Annotated in this window: 18 protein-coding genes and 1 other RNA gene; 9 read left to right on the top strand and 10 right to left on the bottom strand. The window is 59.7% G+C overall.

Annotated features, from left to right (window positions below; translation table 11 throughout):
* Window positions 1–42 precede the first annotated feature (42 nt).
* From J2Y86_RS21620 to ssrA, 7 genes are all read left to right on the top strand, one after another.
* Complete coding sequence (locus tag J2Y86_RS21620; protein WP_253436145.1) at window positions 43–867, top strand: (Fe-S)-binding protein; 825 nt, start codon at window positions 43–45, stop codon at window positions 865–867.
* The gene (locus J2Y86_RS21615) at window positions 864–2,318 is read left to right on the top strand and encodes a LutB/LldF family L-lactate oxidation iron-sulfur protein (protein ID WP_253436142.1); all 1,455 of its coding nucleotides are present in this window, start codon (window positions 864–866) and stop codon (window positions 2,316–2,318) included. The genes J2Y86_RS21620 and J2Y86_RS21615 overlap by 4 nt, the downstream gene beginning before the upstream one ends.
* Window positions 2,318–2,989, top strand: a complete 672-nt coding sequence (locus J2Y86_RS21610) for a LutC/YkgG family protein (protein WP_253436139.1) — start codon at window positions 2,318–2,320, stop codon at window positions 2,987–2,989. Before J2Y86_RS21615 ends, J2Y86_RS21610 begins: the two co-directional genes overlap by 1 nt.
* Window positions 2,986–5,796 (top strand): FAD-binding and (Fe-S)-binding domain-containing protein, encoded by a 2,811-nt coding sequence (locus tag J2Y86_RS21605; RefSeq protein ID WP_253436136.1) that lies wholly within the window; start codon window positions 2,986–2,988, stop codon window positions 5,794–5,796. Before J2Y86_RS21610 ends, J2Y86_RS21605 begins: the two co-directional genes overlap by 4 nt.
* 130 nt (window positions 5,797–5,926) lie before the next feature.
* Complete coding sequence (locus tag J2Y86_RS21600) at window positions 5,927–6,202, top strand: hypothetical protein (RefSeq protein ID WP_253436133.1); 276 nt, start codon at window positions 5,927–5,929, stop codon at window positions 6,200–6,202.
* A gap of 272 nt (window positions 6,203–6,474) precedes the next feature.
* Entirely contained in the window at window positions 6,475–6,753 is a 279-nt protein-coding gene (locus J2Y86_RS21595) for a hypothetical protein (protein ID WP_253436130.1), read from the top strand.
* Window positions 6,754–6,848: 95 nt separating this feature from the next.
* Window positions 6,849–7,242, top strand: a transfer-messenger RNA (tmRNA) gene (gene ssrA, locus J2Y86_RS21590).
* Between the two features lie 153 nt (window positions 7,243–7,395).
* On the opposite strand, the gene J2Y86_RS21585 is transcribed toward ssrA, so the two are convergent.
* Window positions 7,396–8,553: an alkene reductase gene (locus tag J2Y86_RS21585; RefSeq protein ID WP_253436127.1), complete on the bottom strand. Its 1,158-nt coding sequence runs from the start codon at window positions 8,551–8,553 to the stop codon at window positions 7,396–7,398.
* A 90-nt stretch (window positions 8,554–8,643) separates the two neighbouring features.
* On the opposite strand from J2Y86_RS21585, the gene J2Y86_RS21580 reads away from it, so the two are divergent.
* Complete coding sequence (locus tag J2Y86_RS21580) at window positions 8,644–9,021, top strand: winged helix-turn-helix transcriptional regulator (protein WP_253436124.1); 378 nt, start codon at window positions 8,644–8,646, stop codon at window positions 9,019–9,021.
* A gap of 93 nt (window positions 9,022–9,114) precedes the next feature.
* Here J2Y86_RS21580 and J2Y86_RS21575 read toward each other — a convergent pair whose 3' ends face one another.
* The 9 genes from J2Y86_RS21575 to J2Y86_RS21535 form a co-directional block, all read right to left on the bottom strand.
* Window positions 9,115–9,537 (bottom strand): organic hydroperoxide resistance protein, encoded by a 423-nt coding sequence (locus tag J2Y86_RS21575; protein ID WP_253436121.1) that lies wholly within the window; start codon window positions 9,535–9,537, stop codon window positions 9,115–9,117.
* A gap of 170 nt (window positions 9,538–9,707) precedes the next feature.
* A complete protein-coding gene (gene pelG, locus J2Y86_RS21570; protein WP_253436118.1) occupies window positions 9,708–11,081 on the bottom strand; it encodes an exopolysaccharide Pel transporter PelG in 1,374 nt (457 codons plus the stop codon).
* Window positions 11,082–12,596 (bottom strand): GT4 family glycosyltransferase PelF, encoded by a 1,515-nt coding sequence (gene pelF, locus J2Y86_RS21565; protein ID WP_253436114.1) that lies wholly within the window; start codon window positions 12,594–12,596, stop codon window positions 11,082–11,084.
* Complete coding sequence (locus J2Y86_RS21560) at window positions 12,593–13,582, bottom strand: HEAT repeat domain-containing protein (RefSeq protein ID WP_253436111.1); 990 nt, start codon at window positions 13,580–13,582, stop codon at window positions 12,593–12,595. Before J2Y86_RS21560 ends, pelF begins: the two co-directional genes overlap by 4 nt.
* Window positions 13,560–14,927 (bottom strand): PelD GGDEF domain-containing protein, encoded by a 1,368-nt coding sequence (locus tag J2Y86_RS21555; RefSeq protein ID WP_253436108.1) that lies wholly within the window; start codon window positions 14,925–14,927, stop codon window positions 13,560–13,562. Before J2Y86_RS21555 ends, J2Y86_RS21560 begins: the two co-directional genes overlap by 23 nt.
* A gap of 5 nt (window positions 14,928–14,932) precedes the next feature.
* Window positions 14,933–15,451 (bottom strand): penicillin-binding protein activator LpoB, encoded by a 519-nt coding sequence (locus tag J2Y86_RS21550; RefSeq protein WP_253436105.1) that lies wholly within the window; start codon window positions 15,449–15,451, stop codon window positions 14,933–14,935.
* 26 nt (window positions 15,452–15,477) lie between these two features.
* Window positions 15,478–19,074 carry a tetratricopeptide repeat protein gene (locus J2Y86_RS21545; protein WP_253436103.1) on the bottom strand — a complete coding sequence of 1,199 codons (3,597 nt, stop codon included), beginning with the start codon at window positions 19,072–19,074 and terminating at the stop codon, window positions 15,478–15,480.
* Window positions 19,052–21,865, bottom strand: a complete 2,814-nt coding sequence (locus J2Y86_RS21540; RefSeq protein ID WP_253436100.1) for a bifunctional glycoside hydrolase 114/ polysaccharide deacetylase family protein — start codon at window positions 21,863–21,865, stop codon at window positions 19,052–19,054. The genes J2Y86_RS21545 and J2Y86_RS21540 overlap by 23 nt, the downstream gene beginning before the upstream one ends.
* Before the next feature lie 62 nt (window positions 21,866–21,927).
* Window positions 21,928–22,860: an NAD-dependent epimerase/dehydratase family protein gene (locus J2Y86_RS21535; protein WP_253436097.1), complete on the bottom strand. Its 933-nt coding sequence runs from the start codon at window positions 22,858–22,860 to the stop codon at window positions 21,928–21,930.
* Between the two features lie 361 nt (window positions 22,861–23,221).
* Between J2Y86_RS21535 and J2Y86_RS21530 the strand changes: the two genes are divergently transcribed.
* Window positions 23,222–23,692 (top strand): isochorismatase family protein, encoded by a 471-nt coding sequence (locus tag J2Y86_RS21530; protein WP_253436094.1) that lies wholly within the window; start codon window positions 23,222–23,224, stop codon window positions 23,690–23,692.
* Window positions 23,693–23,833: the final 141 nt, after the last annotated feature.

Genomic DNA, 23,833 nt, shown 5'->3' with positions numbered 1-23,833 from the left:
CCTCAGCGGACGGATAACCGGGCCCACCCGGAGACACGCCTGATGAGCGAGCTTTTTTACAACGCCGTGCCGAACGCGACCCGCGTCGCCCCGCCACTGCCCGAGCCTCGGCAGTACCCCAAAGAAAAACCGTCACGGGTCTACCTGTTCGGGACCTGCGTGGTGGACTTGTTCTACCCGGAAGCCGGGATGGACGCGATTCATCTGTTGGAACGCGAAGGCATTCGTGTCGAGTACCCGCTGGGACAAAGCTGCTGCGGGCAACCGGCCTACACCTCCGGTTACACCGACCAGGCCCGGACCGTGGCACGCTCGCAATTGGCGCTGTTCGCCGGGGATTATCCGGTGGTGGTGCCGTCGGGATCGTGTGCTGGCATGTTGCGCGAACACTACGCCGACTTGTTCAAGGACGAGCCGGAAACACTGAAACAGGTTCAGGCGCTGGCCGCCCGGACTTATGAGTTGGCCGAGTTTCTGTTGTTCGTCTGCAAGGTGCAGCTCAAGGACAGCGGCGAACCGGTCAAAGTGGCGTTGCACACCTCGTGCTCGGCACGTCGTGAGATGAACACCCACCTGCACGGCCGCGAGTTGTTGGCGCAGCTGGGCAATGTGGAACGCGTCGACCATAGCCATGAAAGCGAATGCTGTGGCTTCGGTGGGACATTCAGCGTCCGTATGCCAGACATTTCCGGCGCGATGGTGGCTGACAAGACCCGCTCGTTGAAGGAATCCGGTGCGCACAAGGTACTGAGTGCCGATTGCGGTTGCCTGATGAACATCAACGGCTCGCTAGAGAAACAGAAGGAAGCGTTGCGCGGCCAACACCTGGCCAGTTTCCTCTGGCAGCGCACCGGAGGCGGCCAATGAACGCTTCCGCGATTATTCCTACGGTTGCCGTAGAAGAAGATTTTCGCACCCGGGCTCACAAGGCGTTGGGTGACAAACAACTGCGAAATAACTTTCGTACGGCGATGGATTCGCTGATGACAAAACGGGCAGCGTCCTTCAGCGATGCCCACGAAAGAGAACATTTGCGAGTGCTGGGCAATGCTGTCCGCGCCCGTGCGTTATCGAAGTTGCCCGACCTGCTCGAGCAGCTTGAACAGAACCTGACCCGCAACGGTGTAACAGTGCACTGGGCGGAAACGGTGGACGAAGCCAATGGCATCGTCCTCTCGATCATCCGCGCTCACGAGGGGCGGCAAGTGATCAAGGGCAAATCGATGGTCAGCGAAGAGATGGAAATGAATCATTTCCTCGCTGATCAGGGCATTGAATGCCTGGAATCGGACATGGGCGAGTACATCGTCCAGCTCGACCACGAGAAGCCTTCACACATTATTATGCCGGCGATCCATAAGAATGCCGGTCAGGTCGCGTCCTTGTTCCACGACAAACTTGGCGTGGAATACACCAAGGACGTTGACCAACTCATTCAGATCGGTCGCAAAGTCTTGCGACAGAAATTCTTCGAAGCCGACATTGGCGTCTCCGGTGTCAACTTCGCCGTGGCCGAAACCGGCACCCTGCTGCTGGTGGAAAACGAAGGCAACGGGCGCATGACCACCACCGTGCCGCCAGTGCACATCGCTGTCACCGGCATCGAAAAAGTCGTGGAAAACCTGCGCGATGTGGTGCCGCTGTTATCTTTGCTGACCCGCTCGGCCCTTGGCCAGCCGATCACCACCTACGTCAACATGATCTCCGGCCCGCGCAAGGCCCATGAACTCGATGGTCCGCAGGAAGTGCATCTGGTGTTGCTGGACAACGGTCGCAGCCAGGCCTTTGCCGACAGTGAGTTGCGCCAGACCCTGAACTGCATTCGCTGCGGCGCCTGTATGAATCATTGCCCGGTCTACACTCGAATCGGCGGCCACGCCTATGGGGAGGTTTACCCTGGGCCTATCGGAAAAATCATTACCCCGCACATGGTCGGCCTGGCGAATGTCCCGGATCATCCGAGCGCATCATCGTTGTGCGGTGCTTGCGGTGAAGTTTGTCCGGTAAAAATTCCTATCCCCGCATTGCTGCGTCGCCTACGGGAAGAAAACGTAAAAGCCCCGGACAGTCCGCATCAAGTCATGCGCGGCCAAGGCAGCAAATATTCGCGCAAGGAACGTTTTATCTGGAATGCGTGGGCAACGCTCAACAGCTCGCCGACGCTGTATCGCCTGTTCGGTTTTTTCGCCACGCGACTGCGCGCCCTCGCACCGAGCAACGTCGGCCCGTGGACGCAAAACCACAGCGCCCCGAAACCCGCTGCCCGCTCACTGCACGACATGGCCCGCGAGCATCTGGCCAAACAGGGAGACCGCTGATGAGCGCCAAACAAAATATCCTCGCCAAGTTACGGAACAGTCTGACCGGCACAACGCCCGTGCCTGACGAATTCAACGTCGAACTGGTGACAGCGCCCTACACCTACGCGCCTGAGCAACGCATTCCGCAATTGCGCAAACAGATGGAAGCGGTGCACACGGAAATCCATCTGACCTCCGGTGAAGGCTGGCCAGCGCTGCTCGCACAATTGCTTCGAGATCGCCAATTACCGAGCCTGCTGATCGCGCCGACTACACCTCACGGTCAACGTGTCACTCAGCACTGGGCGAACAATCCAGGTCTGCCCACGCTTAAGTCCTACGACCGTCCGGTCGAAGAATGGAAAGCAGAGTTGTTTAACGACACGCCCGCCAGCCTGACCGGAACCCTCGGTGCAATCGCTGCCACAGGCAGTCTGATTCTGTGGCCGACACGCGAAGAACCGCGCTTGATGAGCCTGGTGCCGCCGGTGCACTTCGCCCTGCTCAGGGCCAGTGAAATCCGCGACAACTTCTATCAGGTGCAGCAGGAATTCAACTGGGCGCAAGGCATGCCGACCAACGCGCTGTTGGTCTCCGGCCCGTCGAAGACCGCCGACATCGAGCAGGTCCTGGCCTACGGCGCTCATGGTCCGAAAGACTTGGTGGTTTTGATCCTGGAGGACCAATGACTCTACCCGCGGCTTTCCTGCGAGATGCACAGAAACTCATCCCCCAAGAGCGACGTTTCGACGATCCGCTGTCGACATTGGCCTTCGGCACCGACGCCAGCTTCTACCGGCTGATTCCGAAACTGGTGATCCGCGTCGAATCCGAAGACGAAGTGGTGGCGCTACTCGGACTGGCGCAACGGGATCACGTCCCGGTGACGTTCCGCGCCGCCGGCACCAGCCTGTCCGGCCAGGCCATCAGCGATTCGGTGCTGATCGTGCTGGGGGATAACTGGAACGGGCGAGTGATCCGCGGCCAGGGCACGCAAATCCGCCTGCAACCAGGCGTGATCGGCGCGCAGGCCAATGCATGGCTGGCACCGTTCGGGCGCAAGATCGGCCCGGACCCGGCGTCGATCAACGCCTGCAAAATCGGTGGCATCGTCGCCAACAATGCCAGCGGCATGTGCTGCGGCACGGCGCAAAACACTTATCACACGCTGGCCGGTATTCGCCTGGTGCTCGCCGACGGCAGCCGTCTCGATACCGAAGATGCGGCGAGTGTCGCGGCGTTTCGCGAAAGCCACGCAGCGCTGCTTGAACGTCTGGCGCAATTGGGTCGCGAGACCCGCACCAATTCCCAATTAGCCGCAAAAATCCGCCACAAGTATCGTCTGAAAAATACCACCGGCTTGTCACTCAACGCCTTGGTGGATTTCGATGAGCCTGTGGATATCTTGAGCCACCTGCTGGTGGGTTCCGAAGGCACGCTCGGGTTCATCAGTGCAGTGACCTACGACACCGTGATCGACCACCCGAACAAGGCCTCGGCGCTGATCGTGTTCCCGGATGTGGAAACCTGCTGCAACGCCGTCACCGTGCTGAAAAGCCAACCGGTGTCGGCCGTGGAACTGCTGGACCGGCGCAGTCTGCGCTCGGTGCAGAACAAGCCCGGCATGCCGGTTTTCGTACAGCATCTGTCGAACAATGCCTGCGCCCTGCTGATCGAATCCCGCGCCGCATCGTCCACTTTACTGCACGAACAATTGGCGCAAATCATGGCGTCGCTGGCCTCGTTCCCGGTGGAGAAACAGGTCGACTTCACCGAGGACCCGGTCGAAAACGCCCGCCTCTGGGCCATTCGCAAGGACACCTTCCCCGCCGTCGGGGCGGTGCGCAAAACCGGCACCACGGTAATCATCGAAGACGTGACGTTCCCGGTGGAACAACTGGCCATCGGCGTAAACCGTCTGATCGAGCTGTTCGACAAACATCACTACGACGAAGCGATACTTTTCGGACACGCCCTGGAAGGCAATCTGCACTTTGTCTTCACCCAAGGCTTCAACAACCCGGAAGAAGTCGCACGCTATCAGGCGTTCATGGATGACGTCGCGCAATTGGTCGCCGTGGAGTTCGGCGGTTCGCTGAAGGCCGAGCACGGCACCGGCCGCAACATGGCGCCCTTCGTCGAACTGGAATGGGGAAGCGATGCCTACCAGTTGATGTGGCAGCTCAAACGCCTGCTCGACCCGAATGGCATTCTCAATCCCGACGTGGTGCTCAGCGACGATCCGCAGATCCACCTGAAGAACCTGAAACCGCTGCCGGCGGCCGACGAGATTGTGGACAAGTGCATCGAGTGCGGTTTCTGCGAGCCGGTTTGCCCGTCGAAAGGCCTGACCCTGAGCCCGCGCCAGCGCATCGTGATCTGGCGTGACATTCAGGCGAAGAAACGTGCCGGCGTGAACACCACCGAACTGGAAGCCGCTTATGAATACCAAGGCATCGACACTTGCGCCGCCACCGGGCTGTGCGCGCAACGTTGCCCTGTAGGAATCAACACCGGCGAGCTGGTGAAAAAGCTCCGAAGCCGTAAGGCGACGCACACGAAAACCGCCAATTGGCTGGAAGGCAATTTCGCCACCGCGCTGCAAGGTGCACGCTTCACCCTGCACGTGGCTAACGGCGCGCGGATGCTGCTGGGGGCGCCACGTCTGGCGAAACTTTCGGCGACGCTGACGAAGCTGTCCAAAGGTCAGGTCCCGCAATGGACCAACGCCATGCCGCAGCCGGAAAAGGCCATTCGCTTCAGCCCGACCGTGACGGATGCGCGTCCGCGAGTGGTGTACCTGGCGGCCTGCGTCTCGCGGGTGATGGGGCCTGCAGCCGGTGATAAAGAGCAAATGTCGCTGTACGACAAAACCCGTGGCTTGCTGGAAAAAGCCGGCTACCAAGTCGTCTTTCCGGACAATCAGGACAGTCTCTGCTGCGGTCAGCCGTTCGCTTCCAAGGGCTACGCCGAACAGGCCGAACACAAACGCCAGGAGCTGATCGGCGCGTTGCTGCACGCCAGCCGTGGCGGTCTCGACCCGATCTACTGCGACACCAGCCCTTGCACGCTGCGCCTGGTTCAGGACCTGGGTGATGTTCGACTGGACCTGTACGATCCGGTGCGTTTTATCCGTACGCATTTGATGGACCGGCTCGAATTCACGCCGCAGGAAGCGCCAATCGCCGTGCACGTCACCTGCAGCACCCAGCACTTGGGGGAAAGCCAGGCGCTGATCGATCTAGCGCGCAAATGCAGCAAGAACGTGATCATTCCCGAGGGCATTCATTGCTGTGGTTTTGCCGGCGACAAAGGTTTCACCACGCCAGAGCTGAACGCCCATTCGTTGCGCACGCTCAGGGATGCGGTGCAACAGTGCAGCGAGGGGATTTCCACCAGTCGCACCTGTGAGATCGGTCTGACGCAACACGGTGGAATTGACTACCACGGGTTGGTCTATCTGGTGGATCGGGTGACCCGGTCGAGGGCCCTCTGAAGAAAAATAGAACCCTGACGCACCGCCGTAGTCCACTGGTTAAGCCCGGACATTGCCGGGCCTTTCCCAAACTTGGCAGCCCGTCCTGATGGCCAGCAAATGCCTGGACCCTCAGTTCAAGGAGATACACATGAAACGTTCTGTACTGTTAGGTCTGTTCGTTACTGTCTCGCTGATGGCGTCCCCTTCGTTTGCCGTCGAAGACCTCTGTGCGGTCAATCTGAAGACCATAGAAAATGCCAAGGCACAGATTCCTCCGGATATGAATGAACAGGTCATGGACAGCGTCGAGAAAGCCAAAGCTGATCATGCAAAAGGTACCAAGGAAGGGACTAATGATTGCATCGCCGAGACCACCAAAACCATTCAGGCCATTCAGAAGGTAAGTGACGGCGGCAAACCATAGCCCCAGCACAATGCCAGCCTTCGGGTTGGCCTTCTGCTCCCCCGGCGTGACCCGATATGAAACACACCAAAACCCGCCAAGTGCGGGTTTTGTTGCAGCTGGGGTTTGGTTCTTTCAAAAAGATTCCCCATAACCTTTTTTTCAAGAACCGAATTCCTGCGCTGCGCCGTAGTCTTTTAAGTAGGCCTCATCCATCGTGGCTTGTTTTCCGACCTCGGCCGAGCCACACGCTCATACGGCAGCACCGAGACCATCAGTTCAAGGAGATATCCATGAAACGCACCGCACTCGCTGGTCTGTTCATTTCTGCTGCAATGTTGGCTTCTCCCGTGTTTGCTGCGGACAACAACCTTTGTACGAGCAAGCTGCAAGAGCTCAAAAGCAAGGTGAATTCACTGCCGGCGAGCTCCAGCAACACCGCAATGGAAGTCAAAAGACTGATGTCCAGCGCCGAAGCGTCCCAGGCTTCCGGGGACGACAAAAAATGCGTCACCGAGGCCACCCAGGCATCGGCACTCGCTGACAAACAACGCACCGAACACAATCCATGATCGGTGGCGGCCAACCTTCGGGTTGGCCTTCTGAGCCGCGTTGGCGTACACTGCGCAGGCTTGTTGCTCACTTTGATTCACAGAGCAACAGGCTCGGGGCCGTTTAGGATTCGACGCCGGTTGCGAAACTTTAGGTGCATGCCGAGTTGGTAACAGAACTCGTAAATCCACTGTTGCAACTTCTTATAGTTGCCAATGACGAAACCTACGGGGAATACGCTCTCGCTGCGTAAGCAGCCTTAGCCCTTCCCTTCTGGTACCTTCGGGTCCAGCAATCATCAGGGGATGTCTGTAAACCCAAAGTGATTGTCATATAGAACAGAATCGCCGTGCAGTACGTTGTGGACGAAGCGGCTAAAACTTACACAACTCGCCCAAAGCACCCTGCCCGTCGGGTCGCTGAGGGTTAACTTAATAGACACGGCTACGCATGTAGTACCGACAGCGGAGTACTGGCGGACGGGGGTTCAAATCCCCCCGGCTCCACCACTTCATCATCTAAAGACGTCCACGGACGTCTTTTTTTGTGCCTGAAATTCAGAAAAACCAAGGCATCAACGTCCACTTGGGTCGCCCCCCCGGCCACCAGCAGGCGTCCGCAGAACCGCCCGCCCCGAACGCCTGCTCGCTCCATCGCCGCGGTCAGGCTGCGCCGTATGCAGCACTAACGATCGGGAACGCAGGGAAGTCCGTATAACCCGCTCCTCCGCGTCGGGTGTAGTAAGTTGATCGGTCCGCTTCGGCTAACGGCCAGCCATGCTTAAGACGCTCAGCCAGATCCGGGTTTGCAATATAAGGTCTGCCGAAACCGATCAGGTCCACCAACCCTGTGTCCAGCGCATCCTGCGCGCTCTTGCGGTCAGTGAAACCGCCGCACCAGATGATTGCGCCAGAAAACGCCTTGCGGATTTTCCTGAGCAAAGCGTGGTCGAGATGATTCGTTTTGAACTGGGCGACCTCCATGTTCGCCTCAGGCATCAGTTCATAGACCAGATGCAGATAGGCGACGCCTAGACGCCCCAGGCGCTCGGCAACGTACAGCAAGTTTTCCTCGGTGCGAGGGTCCGCCGGAATGCCGTTGAACTTGCCAAACGGCGACAGGCGGACACCCACGCGTCCCGGCCCCAATTCGCGCACCGCCGCTTCAACGACCTCCAACAGGAACCGTGTACGGTTTTCTACGCTATCGCCGCCGAAGCAATCAGTGCGCGTATTGAGCACCGAGTTCATGAACTGCTCGAACAGATAACCGTTGGCGCCGTGGATTTCGACGCCGTCGAATCCCGCCTCGCGAGCCTGGACGCAGCGTTGGGTAAAGGTGTTGACCAACGCAAACACCTCTTCCGTTCTCAAACGCCGGGGCTTGCCTGCGGGAATATGCTCCAGCTTGCCGTCCGGGCCGTGGGCAAACACCTGGGCCTCAGCCCGCTCCTCGGTCACACCCCAAGGCGCCTCGCCGTTCGGCATGAGCGATGGGTGGGCCATCCTGCCGACGTGCCATAACTGCAAAAATATCGTGCCGCCATTGCGGTGAACCTGGTCGGTCACCAACCGCCAGCCCTGCCGTTGAGCATCCGTGTAGATGCCGGGTGTCATCGCATAGCCGTTGCTGGACGGAGCAACGTCGGTTGCCTCCGTCACGATCAGGCCGGCACTGGCTCGCTGCCCATAGTAGGTGGCCATCAACTCATTCGGGACGTCGCCATCGGACGTTCGCGTGCGAGTCATAGGGGCCATGACGATGCGGTTCTTCAGCAGAGCGGTGCCGCCAACCAATAGAGAATCAAACAGGTCTATCATGGACTTTCCTTCGGATCGGTGTTGATCGGAAGGAAAATGTACGGTTCGATAGTCGTCCCCATCTACACACCGTTTTGTCAGTGGAAGCACATGAAGACCATCAATAGACTGCCCGGTTTGCCGATCGAGCGGACGCTGGCAATCCTCTCCGGGCGCTGGAAGGCGGTCATTCTTCATGTGCTGCTGGACGGTCCGCAACGCACCTGTGATCTGGAGAAGCGCATTGTCGGCGTCTCACAGAAAGTGTTGATCGAGCAACTGCGAGCGCTTGAGGAGCATGGAGTGGTGAGTCGGCAGTCCAGCACCGTGGATCGGCAGGGGATTGAATACCTGCTCACCCCGCTTGGCGAAAGCCTACGACCCATTCTGGAGTCGTTGATCGAATGGGGTGTCCATCACGCCTCGGAGCTGGACGATCTCGACAGGTTGCTGCCCTGTGATGCTGTCGTTCGAGATCGCATTAACTGACCCGCATCAGGTTTTGTCGTGTATGGATGAGGCTTGTCGGCTTTCGCGGACACATCGCTTTCCCGGACAAGCCTCGCTCCTACAGTGTCAGCGTCAGAGGACCTTCAACTCCACCTGCACATGCCCCCGCGTCATCCGCGAATAAGGGCAGATCTGATGCGCCGCCTCGGCCAACTCCCGTTTCACGCCCTCCTCCAAGCCAGGAATATTGACGTTCAACCGGACCGCCAATTGAAAATCCCCGCCACTGGTTTTGCCAAGATCCACCTCGGCATCCACCGACGTATCTTCCGGTAATTTGACTTTCAATTTGCCGGCGGCGACCTGTATCGCACCGATGAAACAGGCTGAATAACCCAGTGCAAACAGTTGCTCCGGATTGGTCCCCGGCTTGCCTGAACCGGGGGAACTGAATTTCACATCCAGCTCGCCATCGCTGGATTTGCCGGTGCCGGTGCGGCCGCCGACGGTGTGGGTTTTTGCGGTGTAAAGAACGGTTTCCAGGGACGTACTCATGACGGTATCTCCTGAACGGCTTTAGGGGCAATAACGGCCCACGAACAACACGACTGTCCAAGCCTAGCAGCGCACTATCGGCTTTCAAGTGACGTCAGTCGGAAGCCACCGGGCGAAAAAAAAGGCACTTGGCGATGATCGCCAGTGCCTTTTCATACCCGCAACAACCGTTAACGCGATGACAGCATGAACGTGTCGTACTCCAGGTCTTCCAGCGCCGTGGACAGTCGGTGTAGCCCAAGCAGCACACAGACCAGCAACGACAGCGTGAACCCGTAGCCAAAGAAGCTCGGGCCAAGGTACATGCTCAGCAGGGTTAGCGCCCCATTCAACACCGCGAACAGCACGCACAACTCCAGCACCACAGTGCGCTTGTCCAGGTAGAAGAACACGTTGAGCAACGCCATGAACACCACTTGGATACTGACGCCGATCAGGTCGATGTAGAACAGCGGCAGGTAGTAGCTGGAGATGCCCAGCCAATCCAGCAACCGCGGCGCGAACAGGAACAGCAGCACCACCGTCAGCCCCTGCACCTTGCAGATTTCCAGCAGCCCCTGACGGATCGACAAGGTCATTTCGGTTTTCAGCGAACCGATGTGCTGCAAGGTTTCACCCTCGCGGATCGCCCGGAACAGACGGTCATACCATTCAGCGAAATCGGTTTCGATGCGCACCAGGAACACCGCCATCCCCGGAATGATCGCCAGGTACGCGAGGAAGATCGGCATGTCATACAGGATCGACGCACGCAGCGGGCCGATGACGTTGCTGGACGTGCCGGGGTTGAACCAGAACAGGAACTTGTCGATCCAGATGCCGAAGTTGTAGAAGAAACCGGTGGCGAGCAGGCTGAGGAATACCTGGCGCCGATCGAGGAAGTCGAAGGCGATCAGCTTTTCCGCGCGGTACTCGCGCAGGATGTCGTAGAGGAACAGGAACAGCAGCGTGCTGTGTCCGATCAACAGCGCCAGCAACAGGCCCGGTATTTTCAGGAAGGCCAGCACATAGGCGCTGGCCACCATCAGCGTGTAGCCCACCAGCATGACCAGCAGAATGCGGTTATAGGCCTTCATCCCCGACAGAAAGATGATCACCAGCCACAAGTTGCACAGCACCACGAAATTCGACAGCACCAGCACCCGGTAGATCAGCGGTTGGTCGAACATCACGGCCAGCACGATGATGCCCAGCACGCCGGCGGCGAGCGTGACCAGCAACAGGATGCCCAGCAAGTTGGGCAGGATCTGTTCGTACTTGTGCTCGAACAAGCGGTCGGACACGAACCGGGTGAAGAACAGCTGCAAGCCGCCCGTGAGAATCAACGAGGTGGCCATCAGGTAGGTCACCGTCACCAGAAACTGCCCCACCAGCGTGTTGGGTATCACCAACCCCAGACTGATGATCCCCACCAGCATCACGCTGATGATCGATAACACCCAGGGCCCGGAACTGATCAGGCCGGCATACATATAAGCGTGCAAGGTCGCGGTGTAGGAGTCGCGCGAAAGGATCTTGCGCAGTTCGAAGCCAATGCCGGCCATTTAACTGTTCTCCATGGCTGCTTGATACAAGTCGCGATAACGCTGCAGCATCAAGGCTTCGGTGTAGTAACGATTGACCCGCAGCAAGCCGCTGGCCTGCGCGGCATTCCAGCGTTGCGGGTTGCGTAGCAGTTCGAGGATCGCGGCGCAGGTGGCCTGTGGATCGGCAATCGCCACCACTTTGCCGGCCAGGCCGAGGTCGCGGTCTTCGGCGCTGCCGCCTTCGATCAATTCGCGGCACGAGCCCACATCGCTGCTGACCACCGGCGTACCGGCGGCCCAGGCTTCGAGGATCACCAGCGGTTGCGCCTCGCTGATCGAGGTCAGCACCATCAGGCCGAGTTTCGGCAGGATGTCCTGGATGCGCTGGAAACCCAGGAAATGCACCTTGCCTTCCAGACCCAGGCTGGCCATCAGGCTACGGCATTCGCTGACGTATTCCGGGTCTTCCTCTTCGGGACCGACGATCCAGCCTTCGGCCTCCGGCATGGCGCTGATCACTCCGCGCATGGCCCGCAGGAAGGTTTTCACGTCCTTGATCGGCACCACACGCCCGATCAAGCCCACCACGGGTGTAATGCCGGGCGCACGGGATTCCAGGGCCGCGGTCCACTGCGGCAGGTCGATGCCGTTCGGGATGACCTGCGTGCGGGCCGGGTCGGCACCGTCCTTGATCTGCCGCTGACGGTTGCCGTCATACAACGCGATGATGTTGTCGGCGCTGTTGTAGGTCAGCTGACCGATGCGCTCGAAGAAGCGCACCCACAGCGTACGAATGTAACCCGAGCCGGCGTCGAGGCTGCGATTGAGCGCCTGGCCTGAACTCTCGGCGATCCAGCTGGCCTGGGCCAGGTCGATCTTGCGTTCCTTGGTGTAGATCCCGTGCTCGCTGAGCAGGTAGGTGCAGTTCCAGCGCTGCTTGAGAATGCACCCCAGCAGCCCGGCGTAACCGGTGGAGATCGAATGCAGCATCCGCGCTCGCGGCATTTTGCGCGACGCTTCGGCGAGCATCAGCAACGGCGACTGCATCGAACGCAGGGTCCAGAAATAGTTGACGAAGGACGGGTCGGCGCAATGCAGCCGATAGCCCTCGCTCAATGCCTCCCAACTGGCGCGGCTGCGCAGCACGTCGTCGAGGGTAATGCGGCCCTGCGCGATGCAGTCGAGCAGGCGTTCGCCCAACTCGGGCTCCGGCGTGTCCGGGTGGTGCAGGAAACGATACAGATCCAACAGATGCTGCGGGTCTGCCTCTCGCGGCGTTCCACGGGTGTTGACCGGATGGGTCGCGTCTTCGAGAAACACCTCCTCGATGTGCAGCACATTCGACGGGACTTCATAGCGCCGCGACGGGTAGGCCGAACGTTGGCCGCCGATGAACATCACCGAAAAGGTCAGCTCCGGCAGGCCGAGAATCATCTGGTGAATCCAGCTCGATACACCGCCGCGCACGTAAGGCCAGGTGCCTTCGAGCAGCAGACAGATGTCGGCCGTCGGTGCCTCTTCCTTGTGGTTCATGTCCAGCTCCTCACCAGTTCAGCGAAGGGTGGCCGCTGACGGGTTTTCTCCGGAAGCTTCTCGAGCAACCCGGGGATTTCGTGATAACGACCGGCCTCGAACGCCAGTTCGGCGTGGAACGGCAGAACCTGCGCTGCGCCCATGCCGTTGTCCTGGGCCTGATGCAAGAGCACTTCGGCGCGCTCGATATCACCGCGCTCCAGCGCAATGCGTCCGGCCAGCAAGAACAGTTCACCGCCCTCGCCCGCTTCAAGCCCTTGCTCGGCATGTTCGGCGGCCTGATTGAGTACGTGTTCCAGCACACTGCCTTGCGCCAGGCCGAGGTACGCCAACTCCCAATACCAGCGCGCCAGCGTGCCATGCAGCGCACCGGCGGTTTTGGCATTGGCGCCGCCCAGTTGCCCGAGGGCGATCTGGATACGCAGGTTGATGTCGCTTTCCTGCTTGTCGAGCATTGAGTACGCCAGGAGCCGCACGTCGTCGCTGGGATCACCCAGCGCCAGTTTGAGGATCGGTACCGCTTCCTTGCCCGGCATGCGCCGCGTGGCCAGCAACGCGGCCAGACGCTGATCAGGATCGGGTGCGTGGCGCAGCACATCCTGCAAACCGCCGTCGGCAAAGATCGGCGAATGCAATTGCAGCTGCGCGCGATACGGCAGGCTCGGAATACCGACAGCCTGCCAGGCTTGCTTGTCGCGTTTACGTGGCAGGTACAGCGCCGGAAATATCGACAGGACCACACCGACCGCCCCGATCACCGGCACGAAGAACGCCAGGCTGAAAATGAACAGCGGGCTCCACGGCAACGGCGCACGGTAGCGTGCCGGCAACAACAGCCACACCGCGGCGCACAGCATCACGCACGCCAGACCATGGCTGAGGGCGAACACCAGCAATTGTTGCAACTCGGGCGCCGCGAGCCACAAACTGGCCCAGCTGCCCGCCTCTAACAACAAGGCTCCGCTAAACAGCCACTTGCTGATCATTCAGGCCACACTCGTTGAACAGGAAATTACGCAGCCCGTCGCGTTCACAGCCAGGCTCCAGATTGAAAGGCATCACTCGCACACCCAGGCTCGCCATGTCACTTTCAATACCAAAGTGCTCATGCAACAACAGGCTGATCCGCGCCAGATAACCTTCGGTGCCCTGCGGGCTGGTCAACGGCAAGAGCACCAGCAACAGTTGATGATCGCGATTGTTGCGCACCGGCAAGTGCAGATCGAGACCGCGCTGGCTGCGTTCCAGCAGACGCGTCAGCTCGTCGTTGGGACGGGTCATTTCAAAGGCAAACAGCCCGGCCGGCAACGTGTGTTTCTCGACATCCACCAGCGAACGCTTGAGCTGCAGGGTGAACTGCTGCGCATCGGCGTCGGGCAGTTGCAGCACGTGCGGGTCACGACGCAACAGGTCGGCGATGTGCCCGGCGAGCAGCGCCAACAGGCTCAGGGTACGATCCTGGAAGGCGAAGAACGGCATCTGCCGAACCGCCAGAATCGCCAGCAGACGCCCCTCGGCATCGATCAACGGAATGCACGCCTGTAACGATGAGAACTGCGCCGAGGTGCCGGAATCAATCAGCTCCTGACGCACGCTCACCAGTTCGCCGCGCTCCAGGCACAGCTTGACCAGACCGTCTTCGGTGCCCAACGGCCCCATGACGCCGATCGTTGCCAACGCTTCAGGCAAGACATTTTCTTCACGCTCGTCAACGCGGTACAGACCGGCCACGCGCAACGCGCCGTACTGTCCAAGCATCGACGTGATCGGGTCTGCCAGTGCGGTCAACGCATCGCCCGCGTCCGGCATCACCCGCAATTTTTCGCGCAAGCCCAGCAAGGAGCTGCGCAGGCTCTGGTCGCTGCCGGCCACCCGCTGCTCGAGCAGGTCGTGGGAGACCCGCAGAATCTGGTGCGCCCGGGTGAACTCGTCGAGACGGTACTGACGGTATTCGTTGGCCATCTGCAGCCGCTCCAGGCGCCGCATCCACTGGTCGCGAACCTCACCCACCAGCATCCCGCAAACCAGCACGCCGACAATGAATGACGGATCGATCCGGGCGTAGCCTTCGAGACCGCTGTAGCGTAGGGCAAACATCGCCAGGACCAACAGGCTGGCGCTGAACAGACCACGCACAAAACCGTAACGCACGCCCAGCAGCAGCGGCGCGAGAATCGGCCAGGGGAACCCGCCGTGTATCTGCAACGGGTCTTCAGGGGTCAGCCACAAGCCCAGGCCGATGGCCGCGCCGGTGACCAGAAACGTTTCCAGCCAAGACACCGGGCCGCTGGCTTGAGGCGCCAGGCTGTAATCCATGTGGGGAGAATTCATTGCAATCACTCGAACCGAAGGGCGCCGACAAGTTTGTCGAGCACCGTTTGCGCAGTGCCCGCGAGGCTTTCACGGGACCAGCCGGCACGTGCGCCACTCTTGCTCCAGAGTACGCGACCGCTGCTGCCTTCGAGTACGCGCAGGCTGATGCCCACCGCTGGCTCGCCGTCCAGGCCGTTCTTGTACTGCCACTCTTCCACGCTGCCGGCGATCACATAATCGAGTTTCTGCTCGCGCGCCCATTCCAGGGCTCCGGCCAGACGCTCGTTGTCATCCATCAGCGCTTGTTCGCCCTGGGTGCTGACCGGGTAAACCTGGGGTTGCAGACCGTGGCTGCTGAGGACACTGAGCAGGATCTGTTCGCTGCGCTCACCGGCCTGCGGTGTCTGCGAATAGTTGACCATCGGCACGATGCCCCACTGCGCGTTGCGCGGCAGGTTCGGACTGGATTCATCGGTGAAGCTGGCGCAACCGGCGACGAACAGGACGGCGAGGGCCAGACCCAGATTACGAATTGCTTGCATAGTTTTTCTCCGTAGACATTCCATGATCAGCGTCCAAACCGCACGCCGTAGCTCACACCCAGTGTTCCGCCGGACTGACCATCCCCGCCTTGTGGCGCGGATTGGTAGCCGAAGGTCAGGGCCAGTTCGTCATCACCCAGCACTTCAAAACCGATCCCGGTATTGATGCCGTAGTTAAAAGTTTGATCCAGCCATTGCCAGCCTGCCGTCACGTCCACCAGCCAGGTGTATTGCGGCTTGGTGCGAACCAGTGCGCCGGGTATGCCGCGACGCCAGGACGAGCCGACATAGAGTTGGCCGTAGCGGCTTTGTAGCAGGTCACTGGCAAGCACCGTCGTTGCGTCGTCCGAGTCATCAACGCGCTTTATCGGGCCGTCTTCTTTAGCTTCGGACAGATAATCCAGCGTGCGGTCCTTCACGTTGTTGTGCTGATAATCGACACCGCTGCGCACGGTCCAGTTAGGCCCCGCGAATTCCAGCGTGTGGTTGTATTCCATTTTCAGCGCCTGGCCATTGCCCAGGTCGTTGCCAGCACGGGTGGAGAAGGATCGCTGGGCAACTTCCCAGCTGATCTGATCACGAGCGGAAAGCCCATGCCGACCACCCACCCACACACTGTCTTGCTGACCGAAAGCACGCATAAACCCGCTGTCTTCACTTTTGCGATGCCAGCCCAGACCGGTCTCGAGTTCATCGCTGACGCCCAACTGCCAGATCCGGGAAAGACCCAGGCCATTGCGGTCGTCATCGCTGCGCTGGCTGGTGTCGGCAAACAGTTTATAGCTGCCATCCTCCACCCGGCGGATCAAGGTCAGGGCGGCATTGCGCTCCTCACCGATTTTCGATGAACGTACGTCGTCACCGTCGTACTTGCCCTGTTCCAACTCAAGATCGGCGTACCACTTGTCACCCAGGTTGTGGGCAATCTGCAGGCGCGGAGCATTGAAAGCGATGCCGCCGAAATTCTGATCCTGCCACGACAGCAGTGCACCTTGCGGTGTGCTTTCGTGAATCTCCACGGCCTGGCGTCGCAGCTGGTCGCGCACCGCCTCGGGTTGCTCGTCACCGAGCGCAGACAGGTTGGTATCCAGCGCTTCATTGACGCGCCCAAGGCGGCTGAGGGCCTGGGCCCGCTGTGCCGGGTTCAGATCGCTACTCGCCAACAGCGTTTCGACCTGAGCCTTGTTGCGGCTGCGCAGCGCCTGCTGAATCTGCTCATAGCGGTCGACTTTCAAGCCTTGGCCACGCGCCCACTCCAGCCATTGGTCTTTTTGCGATTCCTGATTGGTCGCGTCCAGGCGCGCCAGCAAACGCTCGAACCACAATTGCAGCATCGCCGGCGAACCGTCCTGCCACTTCTGCACTTCTTGCTGAGCCTTGCGTGGCGAATAGCTGCTGGCCATCAGGCGCAACCAGATCACGTAGCGCTGGGACGACGGTTGAAGGTTTTCACTCTCGGGGCTGCGCAGCAACTTCAGGCGCAGACGCTGGGCCGCATCCTGATAACCGGCGCCGTCGAGCGCATCGGCATAAGCCGCCTGTACCAACCAATCCTGAGGACTGTTCTTGAGGTACATCCGATACCAGGCCAACGCTTCGCTGCTGCGGCCGAGCATCTGGCTGGCACTGGCGAACGGCAACCACAACACCCGGTCTGTACGCGCCCGGGCTTTCCATTCCGTCAGCAACGGCTTGAGTTTGGTGGTGTTGCCCTGATCGACGTAGAGCCACATCAGGCGCTCGCGAAACAGGTTGTCATCGGGGTAGCGCGACAAGCCCAGCAGGTACAAACGCTCGGCCTCCTCGTCCTGCCCCTGCTGAGTCGCCAAGGCACCGCGTACCGCCAGCACCTGACCCTGCTCGTAAATGTCCGGGTACTGTTCGGCATCCTTGAGCAGTGCGATCACCAGCGGCCAGTCCTGCAGTTCCTGGGCCAGCTGCAATGCCTGTTCCAGGCGCTGCTCATCGTGGGTGCGCTTCCAGCTGTCGACCATCAACTCCAGGGCACGCCGTGGATTACTGGTGCGGTAAAGGGTGATCAACTGACTCTCTTCGCCGATACCCAGCGAGCCCTTGAGCGCGAGCATTTTCTCCAGCGCCACCTGCAGTTCATCGTCCAGTTCCAGGTTCCAGGCGACTGCAGCCCGGGAGCGCCAGTAATTGGGATCGACGATCTTGCTGTTATCGACCTGCAACACCTGCCATGCGGCGTTGTTGTCAAACAGCTTCAGGTCAGTGTCGACCCAATCGACCCGCTCGGTGGTGGTCAGGACAAAACGTTTTGAATAGTTCTTGTAGACATCGGCCTTGGCCGCGAACTGCCCGGTGTTTTCCAGGTTTTGCAGCAGGCGCGTCCAGGCCAGACGATGGGTCGGGTACTTGCGCACGTAGGCACGCAGCCAGTTTTCGGCCTGTCCCGGTGTGCCCCGTGACTCATGGCCGTAAATCAGCGCGTCGAGTTCGATGTCGGTCAGCGCACGTTGATCCATGATGCCGGCGAGCAATGGAATCGCCCGGTCAAAGTCAAACTGCTGGATGGCCAGCCGCCAGGCGTGTTCACGGGTCTCCGGTGTTTCCTGCAGTTCCAGCAAACGAATCCAGTAGCCAAGCGCGGCTTCGCTTTCGCCGCGCCACTCACCGAGCCGAGCCATTTGCTCCAGCAGATCCAGGTCTTCGGGATGTTCGACCAGCAAATGCTGACCGCTGTCCCAGGCGCCGGGCAAATCGCCAAGCGCCAGACGCATGCTGAATTCCTTGCGCAGGATTTCTGTATTGTCCGGTTCCAGGAGGCGCCACTGATCCAGGAAGCGTTGCGCCAGATCGGGGCGGTTGTTCGCGATCGCGACATCAACGCCCTGCTGCACCCAGGCCACATCGGTTTGCGGATTGATCAGCAGATCGATTTCATCGGCGAGCACCTGCGTAGCCCGCTCTCCCTTTCCGGAGGCCAACAGGCTGTTGAACGCGAGTTGTGCGTACTCCCGGCGTGCGCCTGCCTGATCGCTGTCCTTTTTCAGTTCCAGGTAGATGTCTGCGGCGCGTTCCGGCTGCTCGCCCGCCAGATACCATTTCGCGGCGGACTGGAGGGCATCGCTGCGCTGCTGCGGATCACGAGCGGCGATTTCCTCATAGACACTGGCGGCGAAAGCCGGCGCCTGCAATATCAGCGCGAGCTTGGCCAGGCTTTGTAATTGCGGCAACGGCAGCAAGCGATGATCAAAGCTTTTCAGACGCTCGACCAGGGCCTGTTGCGTGATCAGATCGCTATCTTTTGCAGCGTCCAGCGCGTCCAGCTCAAGCCGGTAATACGCCTGCAATTGCGGATTCGGATTTGGCCAGTTTTCCACGTGCTGGCGTGCTTTGGCGTAGTCGCCGAGACGGATCAACAGATCGATCAATTGCAGCCGCAGATGCTCGTCCTCCGGGTGCGCAGTCAGCAGCAACTCGGCATAGTTGGCCGACACCGCATCCGGCTCGCGACCGTCAGGCTGGAACACTTCTTCACGCTGGAAAGTCGCCCACAGCAGACCTCCCACGGCAACCGCCACCACCGCCAGGACCCATGGATTGAGGAGGCGGCCGCTTTTAGTGGCTGAAGAGTTAGTTGCAGATGAGCTGAGCATTACTCACCTGCTTCATAGGTAATTGAAAAGTCCACAGACCGGCCGAGGCCTTGCCTGCAAAACGCTGCCCATCCACTTCGACCCGGCAAGCGCTCGCCGAGCGCACCGAGAAGGTCAGGTCTATTTGACCTGCAAACGAAAAGCTCACTCGCTGGTCATCCAGATAACGCCACTGCTGCAACGGTAAATTGGCTTCCTCCAGCGCTGGCCGCGGATCGCGCTCAGGGCGCAGGACGAGCAATGCCTGGTCGCGGCTCAAGTGCACATAGCGCCCCTGCGGCAAATCGCGAACCCCGGCGACGCCTTGCGAGCGCAGAAGGTCCGGCCACCCCATTTGCGGGTCGAGTCGCAGCGTGCGCAACGCATCCATGCCGCGAACCTGCCAGGCACCGTCGGCGGTACGCGCCAGACTGGACTGATACAGACCGTGCAGACGATCAAGGTAATCGCTCATCCACAGCGACATCGGCTGCTGGTCGCGCATGTAGCCATAGATCTCGTTCATGGCTTTGATCGAGGCTTGCTTGGTGCTCGAATAGAAGTGGTAATAGAGATGCAGGCCGCGCAGTCGTCGTGGGCTGTCGGTCAGCTCGAAGGTATCGATCACATCGCGGAAACCGTAGTACGGCCCCTTCCAAAGATTGGTGTAAAGGTTCTCGTTGATGATCGGCGCGTAATACTGCAGACCACCTTCGGTGGGCCTTAACAGCGGGTTCAACCCTGTCAGCGACGGGTTGGCCTTGGTCAGCATGGTCGAGGCGCCGTTGACGTTTTTCAGACCGGCGTCGTAAGCCATTTTGATGGTCGCCGCCGACGGCAAGGCATCGCCCGGCCAGAAGATCATCTTCACTGGCTTTTCCGGGGTGGTCAGCCGCTGATTGATGTAGTCACGCGAGCCAAAAACCTCGCGATGGAAATCGAGTTTGTCATAACCCGGAATGGCCATTTTCAAGCCGTATTCCGCGTCGAAGTTTTCGCGTTTCTGCGCCACTTCCGGCTGCATGAAGAACGGATGGCTGAAGGTGTGAGTGGCCACTTCGACTTTCGGGTTGGCAAACAAATCACGCGCGATAGGCTCCAGCTCGCGCGCCAGGTGCGGGAACATCCCGCGCGGCGAAATCTCACCTTCGATGATCGACACCGAGGTCAGAAACGGGTTCGGTTGAATGAAATCATCGAGCACTTGCTTGCCGGCGTAGGGCGAGCCACGCACTTCGGCGCGCGACGGGAAACCATCGCCATCAATGTGCACGGTCGCGATGCGACGACCGTTTTCCGTGGTGGTATCCGGACGCGGTTGCACCGGCAAATGCAAGCTGGCCTGCAAGAACGCAAACGGATCGAGAATCCAGCGACTGCGCTCGTTGTTCACCTCGAGAATATACGGAGAGAGCGCAAAGCCGCCCCACTCGGCAACCGCCACCGGAACGTATGTCTGGCCACCTTTGCCGGTCAGCGACAAGGCTGCCTTCGGTCCATTGGGCAATACTGAAACAGGCGTCAAGTCACGGGATCGGGGCTGCACCGGTGCTTCGAACGCCCCGATCAGCGACTTGTCCTGATGGGTTATGGTCACGGCCTGGGTGCCAGGCGCGACCGAGCGACTCAGGCCCAGGCGCTTGAGCAAACTGCTGTCCTCAACCGGCAGCCCCGCGAAAAATACCAGAGGCACCTGTTCGTCCAGGCGCTTGCCGAGCCAGCGATTGAACGCCGAACTGTCCTGCGGCGGGCCGGTGGTCATCCAGGTCACGATGCCCGCGTACAAACCGCGAAAACGATGCTCCGGCAATGAACTGTCGGCCGCCAGGTAATCGACCCGGTAACCAAGGTATTCGAGCAGGCCGCCGAGCAGGGTGTGCCCGGAGTTATTGATCAGGTCATCTTCGCGCGGATCGAAAACCAGTGCGATTCGACGCGGCTGGACCTCGATGTTGCTGATACCCATCGAGTCCAGTTCAGGCGTGCTGATAAAGGGAATGAAACCCTCATCGCGCAGGCGTTTGGCCAACTTGCGTGCTTCTTCACGACGTTCCGGTGGCAAATAGTCGATCGCAACCAGCGGTATGCCTTTGGCGCGCAGGGGTTGCAACTCACCCAGCAACCACTGGCGATCCGCTTCCGGGACCGGCCGATAACGCTTGGCGGCAGGATCCCAACCGGCGTACAGGGATTCGAAAGCCACGGCTGCCGCCACGCCATCAAGCTCGGGCAACACTTCAAATCCGCGATTGAAAAACAGCTTCAGCGTTGGCTGACGGTTGTGCAGTTCGCGCAGAAAACTGGCAAGGGCAACACGCTGGGCTTGCTGCGACGCTTCCGGCAACAACTGAAAACTGTCGAGGGTGTCGAGAAACAGACCGGCATAACCTTGTGCTTGCAACGCTTTGGCGCGGCCGAGCAAGTGCTCCCGCCAGGCTGGCGCGGTGAGGTCCATGACCTGACTGTTCCAGGAGTCGTTCCGCACGGCAGTGACCGCTTTACCCAGCCCCGCCTTGTCGATTTCAGCCTTGTTGCCATCGAACTCGCCGACGGACACATACGCAAACGGCTGGCTGCCTAATTTGCGCAAGGTTTTGACATCGTTCGCCGTCATGTGCCCCGGCTCGACCACAGACCATTCAAACTGAGCCAGTTCAGACAGCGGTGGCTGTTCGGCATACCAGAAAGCCACACTGGATGGAGACTGTACCGCTGCAGCCTGTACAGCTGGTCCACTCACGAAGAGTGCCACGGCAGCGAATAGCCGCCTGGCGACCGAGCGGACACGCGTCCTGCGAAAAACGATTTCCATAATTCACTCTTGAAAGGAACTGAACCGAGACTGCCTGCACACCAAGCGGTGGAACCGGCGGGTTACAAACTGCGCAAAAGCTGTGCTAAACCGTCACCAATGGAGGTTGGTGCCGCCAGCGTGAAGCGCTCCAGCAGGCGAGCGTTATTGGCGCGTGAATGGCGTATGTCGCCTTGACGCGGAGCCTGATAAGTCACCGCCAAAGGATTGCCGGTGGCGCTCCCCAACTCGGTGATCAGGTCGTTGAGGCTGGTGGAGCGACCAAGCCCGACATTCACCGCGCCGGGGCTCGGCTCGCTCGCTTCCACGGCCTGGACGAGAATGCTCACCAGGTCCTGGACGTAAACGAAATCACGGGTCTGTTCACCGTCGCCGAAAATCGCCACAGGCTGCCGGGCCATGGCCCGTTCGGTGAAGATGCTGATCACGCCGGAGTACGGCGACGAAGGGTCCTGGCGCGGGCCGAAGATATTGAAGAACCTCAGGACCACCGGCTCCAGGCCATGCTCACGGCGGTAGAAGTCCAGGTAATACTCGCTGGCCAGTTTGTCGCTGGCGTAAGGAGTCAGCGGTGACTTGGGGGTGTCCTCGTCGATCGCCGAACCTTCGCCATTGTTGCCGTAGATGGCCGCGCTGGACGCGAATACCACGCGCTTGATCCCGGCCTTCAACATGTGTTCACACACGTTGAGCGTGCCGACGAAATTGCTTTGATGGGTGCTGACCGGATCATCTACCGACGCCTGAACCGAGGCCACCGCTGCCAGGTGCACGACTGCGGTGCAATCACGCATGGCTTGTTCTACAGCGGCATCGTCCGCTACATCGCCGACGACCAGGTTCAGGTTGGCATTACCCACCGGCAGGTTACCGACCTTTCCGGTCGACAAATTATCCAGTACGCGAACCTTGTAGCCTTTGCCAAGCAAAGCTTCCACAAGGTGTGACCCAATAAATCCTGCACCGCCGGTAACCAGTATTCGCCCATCAAGCATGAAGTTTATTCCTGAAGATTCACACGGACACTTCGTATGTAAAGTCCGCCAAACGGTGACTCTGTAGATCATTGATCCAGGCTGATGGCACTTGGCCCATCACGCCTGAGACTGCGACATCGCCCCAATCTCGAAGGTTCAAAATCATGAATCGGGTTTGTCCGGTCAACGTCGATTTTATGGCGCTAGGCCATTAACGCGGCGCCGATGATGTGAGATCGACGACGCACTGTCAATAGTTTGTCTACAAAGCTGCCGTATGGTTTTTAATTACGATAAATCGCCATTTAATTGACGACATTTAATAAATACATACCGACATACAATGAGGCATGCGACACCGCCCTACGGAACCCACACCATGCATCAAGCCCTCCTCATCGTTGACGTCCAACCCTGTTTCACCCCGCCGCAATGGCTGGTCGACGGTATCCGGAAACTCATCGGCACCCTGCCGAGCGTCGCTACCGTGGAACGCCACGATGAATCCAGAACCCCCTTCCAGAAACAACTTGGCTGGCACCCCGCACCGGATGATGAAAGCCTGATCCAGGCTGATCGCATTTTCATCAAGCACGGCTACGCGCCAACGCCCGAAACCATAGACTATCTATCCGGTTTGCAAGTGGATCGCGTGCTGGTGTGCGGTCTTCAGACCGAGACGTGCTGCCTGGCGGCGGGGTTTGCGTTGTTCGACGCAGGGTTGCAACCGACGTTGATCACGGACCTGACAGTGGGGTCATCGCTGGACCGGTCGGGGGGAATGGGCGTGCGGCTGTGGGAGCATCATTTCAGGCACACGGTGACGTTGGGGGAGTTGCATCGGGTTTAGGAGCGGAGTGGGGTTGAAGGAGTGACGTCCTAGGAAGTTTCCCGCGACCTGTGGCGCCTGCCATGAACTGGAGAGTGATAGGTAAATGCGTATGCTTTAAACATTCTCCTTTCCAGCTTAAGCGTGTCCTTGCAAAGGATT

The sequence above is a fragment of the Pseudomonas migulae genome, from assembly GCF_024169315.1.
GTDB lineage: Bacteria > Pseudomonadota > Gammaproteobacteria > Pseudomonadales > Pseudomonadaceae > Aquipseudomonas > Aquipseudomonas migulae_B.
The sequence above is the reverse complement of the archived record's forward strand: the minus strand, read 5'-3'. Positions and strand labels throughout refer to the sequence as shown.

Coding starts and splice junctions, on each gene's coding strand:
- J2Y86_RS21620 (WP_253436145.1), top strand. CDS start 43: ATGAGCGAGCTTTTTTACAACGCCGTGCCGAACGCGACCCGCGTCGCC.
- J2Y86_RS21615 (WP_253436142.1), top strand. CDS start 864: ATGAACGCTTCCGCGATTATTCCTACGGTTGCCGTAGAAGAAGATTTT.
- J2Y86_RS21610 (WP_253436139.1), top strand. CDS start 2,318: ATGAGCGCCAAACAAAATATCCTCGCCAAGTTACGGAACAGTCTGACC.
- J2Y86_RS21605 (WP_253436136.1), top strand. CDS start 2,986: ATGACTCTACCCGCGGCTTTCCTGCGAGATGCACAGAAACTCATCCCC.
- J2Y86_RS21600 (WP_253436133.1), top strand. CDS start 5,927: ATGAAACGTTCTGTACTGTTAGGTCTGTTCGTTACTGTCTCGCTGATG.
- J2Y86_RS21595 (WP_253436130.1), top strand. CDS start 6,475: ATGAAACGCACCGCACTCGCTGGTCTGTTCATTTCTGCTGCAATGTTG.
- J2Y86_RS21585 (WP_253436127.1), bottom strand. CDS start 8,553: ATGATAGACCTGTTTGATTCTCTATTGGTTGGCGGCACCGCTCTGCTG.
- J2Y86_RS21580 (WP_253436124.1), top strand. CDS start 8,644: ATGAAGACCATCAATAGACTGCCCGGTTTGCCGATCGAGCGGACGCTG.
- J2Y86_RS21575 (WP_253436121.1), bottom strand. CDS start 9,537: ATGAGTACGTCCCTGGAAACCGTTCTTTACACCGCAAAAACCCACACC.
- pelG (WP_253436118.1), bottom strand. CDS start 11,081: ATGGCCGGCATTGGCTTCGAACTGCGCAAGATCCTTTCGCGCGACTCC.
- pelF (WP_253436114.1), bottom strand. CDS start 12,596: ATGAACCACAAGGAAGAGGCACCGACGGCCGACATCTGTCTGCTGCTC.
- J2Y86_RS21560 (WP_253436111.1), bottom strand. CDS start 13,582: ATGATCAGCAAGTGGCTGTTTAGCGGAGCCTTGTTGTTAGAGGCGGGC.
- J2Y86_RS21555 (WP_253436108.1), bottom strand. CDS start 14,927: ATGAATTCTCCCCACATGGATTACAGCCTGGCGCCTCAAGCCAGCGGC.
- J2Y86_RS21550 (WP_253436105.1), bottom strand. CDS start 15,451: ATGCAAGCAATTCGTAATCTGGGTCTGGCCCTCGCCGTCCTGTTCGTC.
- J2Y86_RS21545 (WP_253436103.1), bottom strand. CDS start 19,074: ATGCTCAGCTCATCTGCAACTAACTCTTCAGCCACTAAAAGCGGCCGC.
- J2Y86_RS21540 (WP_253436100.1), bottom strand. CDS start 21,865: ATGGAAATCGTTTTTCGCAGGACGCGTGTCCGCTCGGTCGCCAGGCGG.
- J2Y86_RS21535 (WP_253436097.1), bottom strand. CDS start 22,860: ATGCTTGATGGGCGAATACTGGTTACCGGCGGTGCAGGATTTATTGGG.
- J2Y86_RS21530 (WP_253436094.1), top strand. CDS start 23,222: ATGCATCAAGCCCTCCTCATCGTTGACGTCCAACCCTGTTTCACCCCG.